The following is a 12,966-nucleotide window of genomic DNA, read 5'->3' as shown; positions in this document are numbered from 1 at the left end:
AGGTTTCGTTATTCTGCCGTTACATATGCCCGGGTCAGGTGTCGTACGGTGACGGCATGGGCGCGAGAGTCAGGAGCGAGGAGCGGCGGGCCGCCATCGTCACGGCCGCGCTGGAGGTGATCGCCGAGCGCGGCTACCGGGGCGCGAGCCTCGCGGCGGTGGCCGAGCGGGTGGGGCTGACCCAGCAGGGGCTGCTGCACTACTTCCCGACGAAGGACGCGCTGCTGGTCGCCGTGCTGGAGGAGCGGGACCGCTGGGACGCCGTGCCGGCCCGGCGGTTGCGGCTGGACCTGCTGGCCTCGCTCGTCGAGTACAACGCGATGCGGCCCGGCATCGTCCAGACCTTCTCGGCACTGCTCGGCGAGAGCGTGACCGAAGGGCATCCGGCGCGCGGCTACTTCACCGAGCGCTACGCGCAGGTGCGGGCGAGCATGGCGCAGATCCTGCGCGCCGAGTACGGCGACCGGCTGCCGAACGGACTCACACCGGAGCGCACGGCCCCGCTGCTGGTCGCGGTGATGGACGGCCTGCAGTACCAGTGGCTGCTGGACCCGGAGTCGGTCGACATGCCGGGGGCGTTCCGGGACTTCCTCGCGATGCTCGGCGAGGCCTCCTAGGTACGCGTACTCAGGCGCCCGCCCGGCCTCAGGGACGACGATGAGCCCTATGAGGGGGAGAAACATCATCGCGGTACTCGCTCTGCTGCCCGTCGACATCGCGGCCGTGGGCTACGGGTGGCTGGCGGCCGGCATGACCGGGTGGGCGGCGGGCGTCAACGACGAGCCGTACGAACCGCCGCTGGCCGAACTGAGCATGGCCTGCGGGGCGGTGGCGGTCGTCGGTGTGGTGCTGTGGCTGGTCCGGCTGCGTGGGGCCGCGGTGTTCCAGGTGGTTCCGCTGCTCGTGCTCACCCTGCTGATGGCGCCCTGAGCCACGCCCCATGGCGTAGACCACTTCCGTCACGCGATACTGCGGCCGTTCGCACCCCACGCGCCCCACCGCGACGGAAGGAACTGAACTCCCGTGAACTCCATACGTGTTCGGATCGGCGTGCTCGGACTGGCCCTGGTGGCCGGGCTGGCGGCCCCCACGCAGGCGTCCGCCGCCGAGGCGGTCCTCACACCCACCGTCGAGGAGCAGCGGCTCGACCGGGCGGTGCCGCAGGAGATCCTCCGGCGGTCCGGATTCGACGCCGTGACCGGGGAGTTCGCCCGGGAGCTCGGTGCGGCCCGCTCCTACGCCGAGGCGCGGCGGATCGTCGTACGGGAGGGGTCCGCGCTGTGGCGGCGGGCCGTCGGACGGGCGCAGGGGCGGGGGCCGGCGGGCGGGGATCTCAGTCGGGACGACGACCGGCCGTTGTACTGGGCCCGGCTGGCGATGACGCGGGAGGTGCGCACCTGGGAGCCGGGGTTCGGGTTGGCGGACGACCGGCGTGCGGCTCTGCTGGGTGAGCTGGAGCGGACCTCGCGCGGTCAGACCGCCGTCCGGTATCCGCAGGGCAAGGGGATCAAGCGGGTTCTCGTCACCGGCTTCGACCCGTTCACGCTGGACCGGGACATCCGGATCTCCAACCCGTCGGGGGCGACCGCGCTCGCGCTCGACGGCACGGTGATCGAGACCGCGGACGGGCCGGCGCGGGTCGAGACCGTCGTCTTCCCGGTGCGCTGGCAGGACTTCACGGCAGGGACGGTGGAGCGGACGCTGCGGCCGTATCTGCGGAAGGTGGATCTCTTCGCCACCGTGAGCCAGGGGCGGGTGGGCCGGTTCGACATCGAGCGGACCAACGGGGCCTGGCGGGGCGGCTTCCCGGACAACGACACCATCGGCCGCACCGAGACCGTCCCGGTCGCCGATCCGGCCTCGCAGCCGCAGTGGACGACGACGACCCTGCCGTACGGGAAGATCGTGGCCGCACAGACCGGACGGTTCCCCGTGTACGACAACACGAGCGTGACCGAGATCCCGGCGGGTGGCACGGAGGCCGTCGTGCGGGCGGACGGGCCGACTCCCGGGTCGACCGCGCGGGCCGGGGGCGGCGGGAACTACCTGTCCAACGAGATCGCGTACCGGGCCACGCTGTTGCGGGACCGGCTGGGGTTGCGCGACGTGCTGCCGGGTGGGCATGTGCACACGCCTGTGCTGCAGTTCGGGGCGGGGAACACGGATCCGGCGAGCGGGGTGGTGACGGATGCGGAGTTCGTGCGGAACCGGGTGGACATCATCGCGCAGGTGACACGGATCGTGCGGGTGGCGGTGGAGGGGGCGTCGGGTTCGTAGGCGAGCCGGGGAGGGGCGTGTTCGGCCCCCGCCAGGGCCTGTCCGGCGGATCAGGTCGCAGGACATCCGCGGCGCCTCGTCGACGCAGGTGAGCGGGGCCTGGTGCGTCGAGCTGCAAGGCGACGGAGGGCGTCGACGCGATGGGGGTCCCCCCGCTCGAGCGAAGTCGAGAGTGGGGGAGTCGGCAACCGACGACAACGCCGCAGATCGGCGGGCCAGGCCCCGCGTCTGCGGCATGATCCGCCGGACAGGCCCTAGTCGGCCCGAAGGGTCTTGTCCTCAAGCGCCCCCGAAGGGGAGACCCCCGGACGGGCTGGGTCGTTCGTCTCCTCGCCCAGGAGTGCCCTGGCCATGAGCGTCGCGCCCGCTACCGCGCCCGGCATCAGGAAGACCGCGACGAAGGGGATGAGGAAGGACACGGCCAGCGGGGTGCCGAAGCCCCAGATCAGGGTCCTGCGGGAGCGGAGGAGGGCGAGGCGGTCGCGGAGTTCGACGCGACGGCGCTGGAGGGCGACGGAGGTGAGTTCCTGGGTGAGGAAGAAGCCGGTGACGAGGAAGCCGATCACCGGGACGACCGTCTGGCCGACGACCGGGACGAAGCCGAGCGCGAAGAGCAGGATCCCCCAGAGCAGGGCGCGCACGAGGATGCGGAGGCTGTCGCGGGCCGAGATCCACAGCTCGCGCCAGAGCGGGAGGCCGGACTCGGGGGCGGTGCCGTCGGGCGAGACGTCCCGGTCGACCTTCTCGGAGAGGTTCTCGTAGAAGGGCTGGCCGATCAGGAGGGTGACCGCGGTGAAGGTGATGACGGAGAGGAGGAGGGCGAGGGCGAACAGCACCGCGGTGAGGAAGCCGCGGAAGAGGCCTGCCCAGGGGCTCGTCCAGTCGTCGGCGAACGGGGTCGCCCACGCGACGAAGTCCTCCCCCCACAGCGCGAGGGCGACGAGGACCGCCGCGTAGAGGACGAGGGTGATCAGGCCCGGGAGGAGGCCGAAGCCGAACTGCCTGCCGTGCCGGGCCACCCACCGTTGGCCCTCCAGGAGGTACTTGAATCCCGCCCCGAGATCGCGCATGGGGGAACTCTATCGGGCGGTCGTCGGCTCACTTGTCGGCCCACCTCACCCGGTGCCGCGCCCTCCGGGGCACCCGCGCCACGAACTGCCCCTGTTGCGGTTGAGTCGAACAGGTGCACCTCGCCGTACCGATCTCAGGAAGCCCCTCAGGAGGTACGCGTGCGCACCAGGAGAACCGTTCCTGCGAGACCTGACCCGATCACGGCCCTCGCCGTCACCGCGGCGGCCTCACTTCTGCGCAGCCCTCACACCCGGCCGAGCCGGTCGAGCCGGTCGAGGGCGACGGGGACGCCAACGGCGAGGTTCGGGTGGTGAATTCGGGGCAGGTGACCGCCGGTGCGCCGGACCACGGGTTCGTGTACACGCCCGTCTGGTTCACCGGCCTCGGGCCGGAGGTCCGGGTGGAGCAGACGTACGGGGCCGGGAACCCGCTCGTCTCCGGGCACCGGCGGGCGCTGGAGGACGGCTCCGGCGGTCCCGCACAGGCGGCCGGACAGGCCTCGGTCGTCAGTAGCTCGGGGGCCGTTCTGTTCGGCACCGAACCCCTCTTCCGGGACCATCCGAAGGGGGAATTCGCGCAGGTCGCACGGGCGCTGTCCACAGTGGCGCACGCACATGGCGGTACAGGTGAGGAGAGCGGATGACACAGGAGATCCACGGCACGGTCGCGGACGGATTCGAGGCGGTGCGCGAGGAGTTCGCCGCCTTCGTGGCGGGCGAACTGCCGGACTACGAAGGGCAGTTGTGCGCGTACGTGCACGGGCGGCAAGTCGTCGACCTGTGGGCGGGGGACGGCGCCGACGCCGGATCCCTCTACGGCGTGTTCTCGTCGACCAAGGGCGCCGCACACCTCGTGGTCGCGCTCCTCGTGCAGGACGGCACGCTCGAACTGGACCGCAAGGTGACGTACTACTGGCCGGAGTTCGGCGCCGAGGGCAAGGGCGGGCTCACCCTGCGCGACCTGATCGCCCACCGGGCGGGCCTGGTCGGCCTCGACTCCGGGTTCAGCCCGCAGGAGCTGGCCGACGACCGGGCTCTCGCCGAACGGCTCGCGGACCAGCGGCCGTTCTGGCGGCCGGGCACGGCCTTCGGCTACCACGCCCTCGTCATCGGCGCGCTCACCGGCGAGGTCGTCCGCCGCGCCACCGGCCGTACGCTCCAGGAGGTGTACGAGGAGCGCATCCGCGCCCCGTACGGCCTCGACTTCTTCCTGGGGCTGCCCGAGGCGCTGGAGCCCCGCTACCGGTCCGTGCGGCCGATGGCCCCGACGGCGACGCAGCAGGCGCTGCTGGACTCGGTGGCGACCGGCCCGCACACACTCTCCTCGATCGCGTTCAACCAGCACGTCCCGGACTCGGGTGACCTGGTCGACTACGCCAACTCCCGTGCCGTACGCGCGAAGGGACCGGCGTCGGCGGGCGGGGTCGCCTCCGCTCGCGGGCTCGCCGGGATGTACGCGGCGGCGATCAGCGAGGTGGACGGGCGGCCGCCGCTGCTGAAGCCGGACACCGTCGCCGAGGTGGGGCAGATCCACTCGACCGGGTACGACCTGGTGGCCCGGGCGCACAAGTCGTACGGGCTCGGCTTCCAGGCGACGGCGGACGTCTGGCACCCGTTCCTGGGCGCCGGGACCTTCGGGCACAGCGGCGCGGGCGGTTCGCAGGCCTTCGCGGACCCGCGCGGCGGGCTCGCCTACGGTTACACCCGTCGCCGGATGGCGTTCCCCGGCGGGGCGGCGCCGGAGAACGAGCGGTTGGTGCGGGCGGTGCACAACGCGGCGCTCGCTGCGGACAGCAGGTAGGGACGGAGGCCGCACCCCACGTCCAGGGGTGCGGCCTCCGTCGTCGTAGGTGACGAGCAGGCCGGGCGAACGTCACGGTGATGCCGCCGTTCGCCGCCTTCGAGGTCCGGAAGACGTGCCCCGCAGGTCAGAGCTTGACGATCATCTTCCCGGTGTTGTCGCCCCGCAGGACACCGAGGAAGGCCTCCAGGTTGTTCTCGATGCCCTCGACGACCGTCTCGCGGTACTTGAGCGCGCCCGAGGCGACCCAGGGGCCGACCTCCTGGACGAACTGCGGCTGGAGGTCGTAGTGGTCGCCGACCAGGAAGCCCTCGATGCGGCCGCGGGTCTGGATGAGGCGGGCCAGGTTCCTCGGGCCGGGAGCGGGCTCGGTGTTGTTGTACACCGAGATCATTCCGCAGACGGCGATCCGGCCGTCGCGGTTGAGGGAGCCGATGGCCGCCTCCAGGTGGTCGCCGCCGACGTTGTCGAAGTAGACGTCGATCCCGTCCGGGGCCGCCTCGCGCAGCTGCTGGGCGACCGGGCCGCTCTTGTAGTTGAAGGCCGCGTCGAAGCCGTACTCCTCGACGAGGAGCTTGACCTTCTCGTCGGAGCCGGCCGAGCCGATGACCCGGGAGGCGCCCTTGAGCTTGGCGATCTGGCCGACCTGGCTGCCGACCGCGCCGGCCGCGCCGGACACGAAGACCGCGTCGCCCTCCTTGAAGGCGGCGGTGCGCAGCAGGCCGGCGTAGGCGGTGAGGCCGGTCATGCCGAGGACGCCGAGGTACGTGGAGAGCGGGGCGGCCTCGGGGTCGACCTTGACCGCCTGCTGGGCGTCGAAGGTGGCGTACTCGCGCCAGCCGCCGAAGTGCAGCACGTGGTCGCCGACGGCGATGCCCTCGGCCTGGGAGGCGACGACCTCGCCGACCGCACCGCCCTGCATGGCCTTGCCCAGCTCGAAGGGGGCCACGTAGGACTTGGCGGCACTCATCCGGCCGCGCATGTACGGGTCGACCGAGAGGTACGCGTTGCGCACGAGTACCTGGCCGGGGCCGGGCTGCCGGATCTCCGCCTCGGCCAGCTCGAAGTCCTCGGGCTTGGGCCAGCCGACGGGGCGGCTGAGCAGACGCCATTCGCGGCTGGTGGCGGGCGGAGTGCGGGTGTCGGACATGGAAACCGGGCCTTCCTCAAAATACTTCAGTACCTGAAACAACCATGCTCCTGAATATTTCAGGATGTCAAGTAACCGGGTACCCTGGATCCCATGGCCACACCCGAGAAGACCCGCCGACCCGACGCCCTCACCCTGGAAGTCGTCGAACTCATCGGTGACGTCGTGGCGCGCTTCTACGCGGACTTCGAGGACGCGGCCGCCGGACACGCCCTGACCGGGGCGCAGGCCCGACTGCTGAGTCTGCTGTCCCTGGAGCCGCTGCCCATGCGGAAGCTGGCCCAGAAACTGAAGTGCGAGCCGTCGAACGTCACCGGGATCGTCGACCGGCTGGAGTCACGGGGCCTGGTGGAACGCCGGGCGGATCCCGTGGACCGCCGGGTGAAGGTGGCCGCCGCGACGGAGGAGGGGCGCCTGGTGGCCCGGGAACTGCGGGAGGGGCTGCGCTTCGCGCGCGAGCCGCTGGCCGGGCTGTCGGACGAGCAGCGGCTGGCTTTGCGAGATTTGCTCCAGCAGATGCTGGGGCAGGGCTCCTAGAGGGCGACTGAAGGCTCCCGGCAGTGTTCGCCGGTCGCTCAGCTGCACCACCACAGGAACCGGTCGCACGTCTCCGACGGCGACGGTTCCGCGGTCGGCTCCGACGTCGTCGGGTCGGCCGTCGGGGTCGGAGACTGCGCCGGGGACGTGGGGTCCGCGGTGGGGGACGGATCCGGGGCCGAGCCCGTCGCCGCAGACTGGGCCTCCTTGTCGTCCTCGTCCTGCTTCGACTTGTCGTCCTTCGCGGACTTCGAGGCCGAGGGAGAGGCCGACGCGTCCGGCGAGGCCGAGTCCGACGCGTCCGCTCCCGCACCCGCCGCGCCGGCCGACGGCCGGCTCGTCTCGTCGGCCTCCGGCGACGCCCCGCCCTCCGGAGACTCGCCGCCGGCCACCGCGGGCTTGGGGCCGGAGCCCGGCGCGTCCATGCCCAGTTCCGCCAGGCTCAGTCCGCCTGCCGCGAGCACGAAGCCCGCGGCGATCAGCAGGGTCCGGCGCCGGCGACGCCGGTGCGCGGCGGCTTTGCGGTCGCGGCGACTCGCACCGGCCGCGGGACCGTCGTCCGCCTCGTCATCGTCCTCGACGCCTTCGAGGCCCTCGGGATCGTCGTGGTCGCCGTGGTCCTCGGCATCGTCGGGAGCCTCGACGCCCCGGCCACGACCACGCCCCCGGGCGCGCCGACGGGCCGCCCGGCCGCCCGGCGGCTCCGCCGCCGGGCCACCGCCACCGCCACCGCCGTCGCCGTCGCCGTCGCCGTCGCCGTCGCGACTGTCCCGCTCGGCGCCGCCGCCGTCGCCGCTCGCACGCTCGTCGCCGTAGGAGGCGCTTCCGTGGCTGTCTCCGTACGAGGCGCCTGCGTGCTCGCCCTCGTGCGAGACGGGCTCAGGTCCGCCCCCGTACGAAGCGGCCCCGCGGCTGTCCCCGTACGCCGAGGGAGCCTGCCCGCCTCCGTACGCGGGGGCCTGCCCGCCTCCGTACGCCGCCGCAGGGGCCTGTCCGTCCCCGTACGCCGCCGCAGGGGCCTGTCCGTCCCCGTACGCCGCCGCGGGGGCCTGTCCGTCCCCGTACGCCGCGGTCGCGTCCGTGTAGCCTCCCCCGTACGTTCCGCCCGTCGCGTAGCCCTGGTACGACCCGCCCGGTGCCACGCCGGCCTGGGCCGGCGCAGGTGGCTGCGGCGCGTGCGTGGGGTGGGGTTCGGCCGGGGTGCCGCATCCAGGGCAGGCGAGGGCGCCGTTGAGGTGCCGTCGGCACGGGAGGCAGTAGTCCATGTCGCGGGAAGGTTAAGTTCCTCTCAGCTGACGTTCATAGTCACAGCTGTGAAAGTTGTGTAGGGAACCATCCGTTCCGGAGAGATAATTCGCGCCAGGACCCACCTTTTCCAGCCAACCTGCGACTTCCGGGCAGCGCGGCGCCTTCCCACCCCATCGCGTCGAAACCGCCCCCGAAAGCCCTGTCGAAAGCAATGTCGAAACCGTTACCCGCTCGACCCATTGACACTGCCCTCGCACCATCCTTACTGTCACGCCAGCATTTCGAACGTGTGACGAAATTTCGAACACACGCCAAGTGAGTCGGCGAAGCAGACAGACACAAAACGCAGCAAGGGGCTACTGCCGTGCGCATCACCGGAATCAGCACACACGTCGTCGGGACGCCGTGGCGCAACCTGACATACGTCCTGGTCCACACCGACGAGGGCATCACGGGTGTCGGAGAGACCCGCATGCTCGGCCACACCGACGCGCTGATCGGCTATCTGCGGGAGGCCCAGACCAATCACATTCTGGGCTCCGACCCGTTCGCCACGGAAGACCTCGTCAAGCGGATGAAGTACGGCGACTACGGGCGGGCCGGCGAGATCGTGATGTCCGGCATCGCCGTCATCGAGATGGCCTGCTGGGACATCAAGGGCAAGGCCCTCGGCGTGCCGGTGTGGCAGCTGCTGGGCGGCAAGGTGACCGACAAGGTCAAGGCGTACGCCAACGGCTGGTACACCACCGAGCGGACGCCCGAGGCCTACCACAAGGCCGCCAAGGGAGTCATGGAGCGCGGCTACAAGGCGCTCAAGATCGACCCCTTCGGCACCGGGCACTTCGAGCTCGACCACCAGCAGAGCCTGTACGCCGTCTCCCTCATCGAGGCCGTGCGCGACGCCATCGGGCCGGACGCCGAGCTGATGCTGGAGATGCACGGGCGCTTCTCCCCCGCCACCGCCGTCCGGCTGGCGAAGGACCTCGCGCCCTTCAAGCCCGCGTGGCTGGAAGAGCCCGTACCGCCGGAGAACCTCAAGGCGCTGGAGAAGGTCGCCGCCAAGGTGGACATCCCGGTCGCCACGGGTGAGCGGATTCACGATCGCATCGAGTTCCGGGAGCTCTTCGAGAGCCAGGCCGTCGACATCATCCAGCCGGACGTGGGTCATATCGGCGGCATCTGGGAGACCCGGAAGCTGGCCGCGACCGCCGAGACGCACTACGTGCTGGTCGCCCCGCACAACGTGGGCGGCCCGGTCCTCACCGCCGCTTCCCTCCAGGTCGGCTTCACCTCCCCGAACTTCAAGATCCTCGAGCACTTCAACGACTTCGCGGACGCGGAGATCAAGAAGGTCGTCAAGGGCGCGCCCGAGGTGATCGACGGGTACTTCCACCTCTCCGACGCTCCCGGTCTGGGTGTCGAGCTGGACGTCGACGCCGCCGCCGAGTTCCCGCAGCAGCAGGCTCGGTTCGACCTGTGGGCCGAGGGCTGGGAGCAGCGCAAGCCGAAGGCCGCCAAGTGAGCACGGCCGTCGTCGTCGAGGCACCGGGCGAGCACCGGCTCGCCGGGCACACGCCCCGCGAGCCCGGCGCCGGCGATGCGCTGGTGCGGGTCCACGCCGTCGGCATCTGCGGCAGCGACCGTGAGGTGTACCAGGGCAACCGGCCCGAGGGGTACGTCCGCTACCCGCTGACGCCCGGCCACGAGTGGTCCGGGACGGTCGAGCAGGTGGGCGCGGGCGTGCCCGAGTCCCTCGTCGGCCGCAAGGTCGTGGGGGAGGGCTTCCGCAACTGCCAGGTCTGCGACCGCTGCCACGCGGGCGAGACCACGCTGTGCACGGCGGGGTACGAGGAGACCGGGTTCACCCAGCCCGGGGCGATGGCCACCACCCTCACCCTGCCCGCCCGGTTGCTGCACGTCCTGCCGGACGACGCCGACCTGACGGCGGCGGCCCTGCTGGAGCCGGCCGCGTGCATCGCGGCCGCCGCGATCAAGGCGAACGCGCTGCCCGGGGAGCGGGTCGCCGTCGTCGGCACCGGCACCCTCGGCATGTTCGCCGTTCAGTTCCTGAAGGCGGGCTCCCCGGCGGAGCTGCTGGTCGTCGGCACGCGGAACGACCGCGAGACGCTGTCCCGGCAGTTCGGAGCCACCGACTTCCGTACGAAGGACCAGGAGCTCCCCGACGACTTCGACGTCGTCATCGAGACCGCCGGGTCCGCGTCCGCCGCGGGCACCGCCGCCTCCCTGCTCAGGCGGGGCGGGCGGCTGGTCCTGACGGGCATCCCGGCACCGGGCGCCGAAGGCCTGGACCCGACCGACCTGGTCGTACGGCAGCTGGAGGTGCACACCGTCTTCGGGGCACCGCCGGACGCCTGGGCGCACACGGTGCGGGTGTTCGGGGCCGGGCTGCTCGATCCGCTGCCGCTGGTGACGCACGAGCTGCCGCTCGACGGGTTCCAGGAGGCCATCGAGCTGGTGGGGTCCGGCGACCCGAAGGTGGGCAAGGTGCTGCTCCGCCCCTGAGACGTACGCCGGTACGGAGGCGACCTGACGGCCCTCGTACCGGCGTACACCAATTGCCCCCACGACTTGAGCCGCGAACCTCGTCCGACATATCGAACACAAAGGACAGCTTGTGACGACCGACGCTTCCGCCACGGCAGCCCGCAGGCCCGGTGAGCAGGCGCTCACCGCTCTCGGCCTGGGCGCGCCCGCCCTCGACCCCGCCGACGCATCGCCGCACACCTTCCCCGGTGGCGGCCGCTGGCGCACCGAGATCCCCTCGTGCGAGGGTCCCGAAGCGCTGGCCGTCGTCCTGAAGGAAGCCTCGCGCCTCGACGTGCCGATCCACCGGATCAGCCAGGGCAGTGGCGTGTGGATGCTGACCGACGACGAGATCACCGAGATGGTCGACGCGACCGGTGAACGCGACATCGAGCTCTGCCTGTTCACCGGCCCGCGCGGCACCTGGGACATCGGCGGCTCGACCCGTACCGACTCGCGCGGCGGCGGCCTGCGGGCCCGCGGCCACGACGCGGTCGCCGGGTGCGTCGAGGACGCCGTCCGCGCGACGGAGCTGGGCGTCAAGTGCCTCCTCGTCGCCGACGAGGGCGTGCTGTGGACGCTGCACCGGGCGCGCCGCGCCGGGATCATCCCGGCCGACACCACGCTCAAGGTCTCCGCGCTGATCGGACCCGTGAACCCGGCCGCGTACGCCGTGTACGAGAACCTGGGCGGCGACTCGATCAACGTGCCCAGCGACCTGACGCTGGACCACCTCACCGAGATCCGGCGGATCTCGGCCGCCCCCATGGACATGTACATCGAGGCCCCCGACGATCTCGGCGGCTATGTGCGGATGTACGAGGTCGCCGAGCTGATCCGGCGCGGCGCGCCGCTGTATCTGAAGTTCGGTCTGTCCAAGGCCCCGGGGCTCTACCCGTACGGGCACCACATGCGTGATGTGACCCTGAACACCGCGCGGGAGAGAGTGCGCCGCGGCCGGCTCGCCCTGGACCTTCTGGCGCGGCACGGAGTGGGTGACGACATGGCTCCGCTCGGTTCACGTCTGCCGGGCGATCTGCGTCGGTTCGAAACTCCCTCATAACGTTCCGGACAACGCCCCTTCACAAAAGACGACGCAGCCGCACACAATCCCACACACCCTCTTCTCGGTCTCACCTCGTACTCGTGCCACGCAGCGGCCCCGCAACGCCAGACCGAGCCAGCCCCACACATCAAGGATGATGATCATGCGTACTCGTCGAGCCGCACTGGCCGCCGTAGCCGGAGCCGCCTCCCTCGCCCTCACCCTGTCCGCCTGCGGCCAGAGCAGCGAGGGCGGCAGCGAGGAGGCCTCGGACAGCTCCAAGGGCGCCACCATCGGTATCGCCATGCCCACCAAGTCCTCCGAGCGCTGGATCGCCGACGGCAAGAACGTCGTCGCCGACCTGGAGTCCAAGGGCTACAAGACCAAGCTGGTCTACGGCGAGGACGACCCGGACCAGCAGGTCTCCCAGGTCGAGAACCTGATCACGCAGGGCGTCAAGGCGCTGATCATCGCGGCCATCGACAACAAGTCGATGAACAACGTCCTCCAGCAGGCCAAGGACGCCGACATCCCGGTGATCTCCTACGACCGCCTGATCCTCGGCACGGAGAACGTCGACTACTACGCCTCCTTCGACAACGAGAAGGTCGGCGAGCTCCAGGGCAACTACATCGTCGAGAAGCTCGGCCTGAAGGACGGCAGCAAGAAGGGCCCGTTCAACATCGAGCTCTTCGCCGGCTCGAACGACGACAACAACACCCGCTACTTCTTCCAGGGCGCGATGAACGTCCTGCAGCCCTACATCGACAAGAAGCAGCTCGTCGTCCGGTCCGGCCAGACCAAGCTGACCCAGGTCAGCACCCTGCGCTGGGACGGCGGCGTCGCCCAGAAGCGCATGGACGACATCCTGACCTCGGCCTACAAGAGCGAGCGGGTCGACGCGGTCCTGTCGCCCTACGACGGCATCTCCATCGGCATCCTCTCCGCGCTGAAGTCGGACGACTACGGCTCCAAGAGCAAGCCGCTGCCGGTCGTCACCGGTCAGGACGCCGAGGTCGCCTCGGTGAAGTCGATCATCGCCGACCAGCAGTCGATGACCGTCTACAAGGACACCCGCGAGCTCGCCAAGGTGTCCTCGAACATGGTCGACGCGCTGCTGAACGACAAGAAGCCCGAGACGAACGACACCAAGACGTACGACAACGGCTCGAAGGTCGTCCCCTCCTTCCTGCTGGAGCCGGTCGCCGTCGACAAGGCCAACTACCAGACGGTCGTCGTCGACTCCGGCTACATCAAGGCCAGCGACCTGAAGTAACCGCCACCCCCCTAGTGA

General features: G+C 70.9%; 12 protein-coding genes and 1 pseudogene. 10 read left to right on the top strand and 3 right to left on the bottom strand.

What is annotated here, in order from left to right; all coding sequences use genetic code 11:
* The first annotated feature begins 38 nt into the window (after window positions 1-38).
* The 3 genes from KUM49_RS32495 to KUM49_RS32485 all read left to right on the top strand — a co-directional run bounded on the left by KUM49_RS32495 (window position 39) and on the right by KUM49_RS32485 (window position 2,277).
* Window positions 39-617, top strand: a complete 579-nt coding sequence (locus KUM49_RS32495) for a TetR/AcrR family transcriptional regulator (protein WP_217240540.1) — start codon at window positions 39-41, stop codon at window positions 615-617.
* 49 nt (window positions 618-666) lie between these two features.
* Window positions 667-930 carry a hypothetical protein gene (locus KUM49_RS32490; protein WP_217240539.1) on the top strand — a complete coding sequence of 88 codons (264 nt, stop codon included), beginning with the start codon at window positions 667-669 and terminating at the stop codon, window positions 928-930.
* Between the two features lie 93 nt (window positions 931-1,023).
* Complete coding sequence (locus KUM49_RS32485) at window positions 1,024-2,277, top strand: pyroglutamyl peptidase (RefSeq protein ID WP_217240538.1); 1,254 nt, start codon at window positions 1,024-1,026, stop codon at window positions 2,275-2,277.
* Window positions 2,278-2,531: 254 nt separating this feature from the next.
* Here KUM49_RS32485 and KUM49_RS32480 read toward each other — a convergent pair whose 3' ends face one another.
* Window positions 2,532-3,347 carry an EI24 domain-containing protein gene (locus KUM49_RS32480; protein ID WP_217240537.1) on the bottom strand — a complete coding sequence of 272 codons (816 nt, stop codon included), beginning with the start codon at window positions 3,345-3,347 and terminating at the stop codon, window positions 2,532-2,534.
* A gap of 266 nt (window positions 3,348-3,613) precedes the next feature.
* Between KUM49_RS32480 and KUM49_RS32475 the strand changes: the two are divergent.
* Together KUM49_RS32475 and KUM49_RS32470 are read left to right on the top strand one after the other, a co-directional pair.
* Window positions 3,614-3,991 (top strand): annotated as a pseudogene (locus KUM49_RS32475) (peptidase M28); the annotation flags it as partial.
* A complete protein-coding gene (locus KUM49_RS32470) occupies window positions 3,988-5,148 on the top strand; it encodes a serine hydrolase domain-containing protein (protein ID WP_217240536.1) in 1,161 nt (386 codons plus the stop codon). The pseudogene KUM49_RS32475 and the gene KUM49_RS32470, both read left to right, overlap by 4 nt.
* 127 nt (window positions 5,149-5,275) lie before the next feature.
* Here KUM49_RS32470 and KUM49_RS32465 read toward each other — a convergent pair whose 3' ends face one another.
* A complete protein-coding gene (locus KUM49_RS32465; RefSeq protein ID WP_217240535.1) occupies window positions 5,276-6,298 on the bottom strand; it encodes an NADP-dependent oxidoreductase in 1,023 nt (340 codons plus the stop codon).
* 93 nt (window positions 6,299-6,391) lie between these two features.
* On the opposite strand from KUM49_RS32465, the gene KUM49_RS32460 reads away from it, so the two are divergent.
* Window positions 6,392-6,835 carry a MarR family winged helix-turn-helix transcriptional regulator gene (locus KUM49_RS32460; protein WP_217240534.1) on the top strand — a complete coding sequence of 148 codons (444 nt, stop codon included), beginning with the start codon at window positions 6,392-6,394 and terminating at the stop codon, window positions 6,833-6,835.
* A 38-nt stretch (window positions 6,836-6,873) separates the two neighbouring features.
* Here KUM49_RS32460 and KUM49_RS32455 read toward each other — a convergent pair whose 3' ends face one another.
* Window positions 6,874-8,100 (bottom strand): hypothetical protein, encoded by a 1,227-nt coding sequence (locus KUM49_RS32455; RefSeq protein WP_217240533.1) that lies wholly within the window; start codon window positions 8,098-8,100, stop codon window positions 6,874-6,876.
* A gap of 347 nt (window positions 8,101-8,447) precedes the next feature.
* Here KUM49_RS32455 and KUM49_RS32450 point away from each other — a divergent pair, with 347 nt between their 5' ends.
* The 4 genes from KUM49_RS32450 to chvE all read left to right on the top strand — a co-directional run bounded on the left by KUM49_RS32450 (window position 8,448) and on the right by chvE (window position 12,948).
* The gene (locus tag KUM49_RS32450) at window positions 8,448-9,605 is read left to right on the top strand and encodes a mandelate racemase/muconate lactonizing enzyme family protein (RefSeq protein ID WP_217240532.1); all 1,158 of its coding nucleotides are present in this window, start codon (window positions 8,448-8,450) and stop codon (window positions 9,603-9,605) included.
* Entirely contained in the window at window positions 9,602-10,606 is a 1,005-nt protein-coding gene (locus tag KUM49_RS32445; RefSeq protein WP_217240531.1) for an alcohol dehydrogenase catalytic domain-containing protein, read from the top strand. The genes KUM49_RS32450 and KUM49_RS32445 overlap by 4 nt, the downstream gene beginning before the upstream one ends.
* A 112-nt stretch (window positions 10,607-10,718) precedes the next feature.
* Window positions 10,719-11,690 (top strand): hypothetical protein, encoded by a 972-nt coding sequence (locus tag KUM49_RS32440; protein ID WP_217240530.1) that lies wholly within the window; start codon window positions 10,719-10,721, stop codon window positions 11,688-11,690.
* Between the two features lie 145 nt (window positions 11,691-11,835).
* On the top strand, window positions 11,836-12,948 hold the full coding sequence (chvE, locus tag KUM49_RS32435; protein ID WP_374200219.1) for a multiple monosaccharide ABC transporter substrate-binding protein: 1,113 nt from the start codon (window positions 11,836-11,838) through the stop codon (window positions 12,946-12,948).
* Window positions 12,949-12,966 lie beyond the last annotated feature (18 nt).

The sequence above is a fragment of the Streptomyces sp. AC555_RSS877 genome (assembly GCF_019049245.1).
In the GTDB taxonomy this organism is placed as follows: Bacteria; Actinomycetota; Actinomycetes; order Streptomycetales; family Streptomycetaceae; genus Streptomyces.
This window is presented reverse-complemented; position numbering and strand designations above follow the sequence as displayed.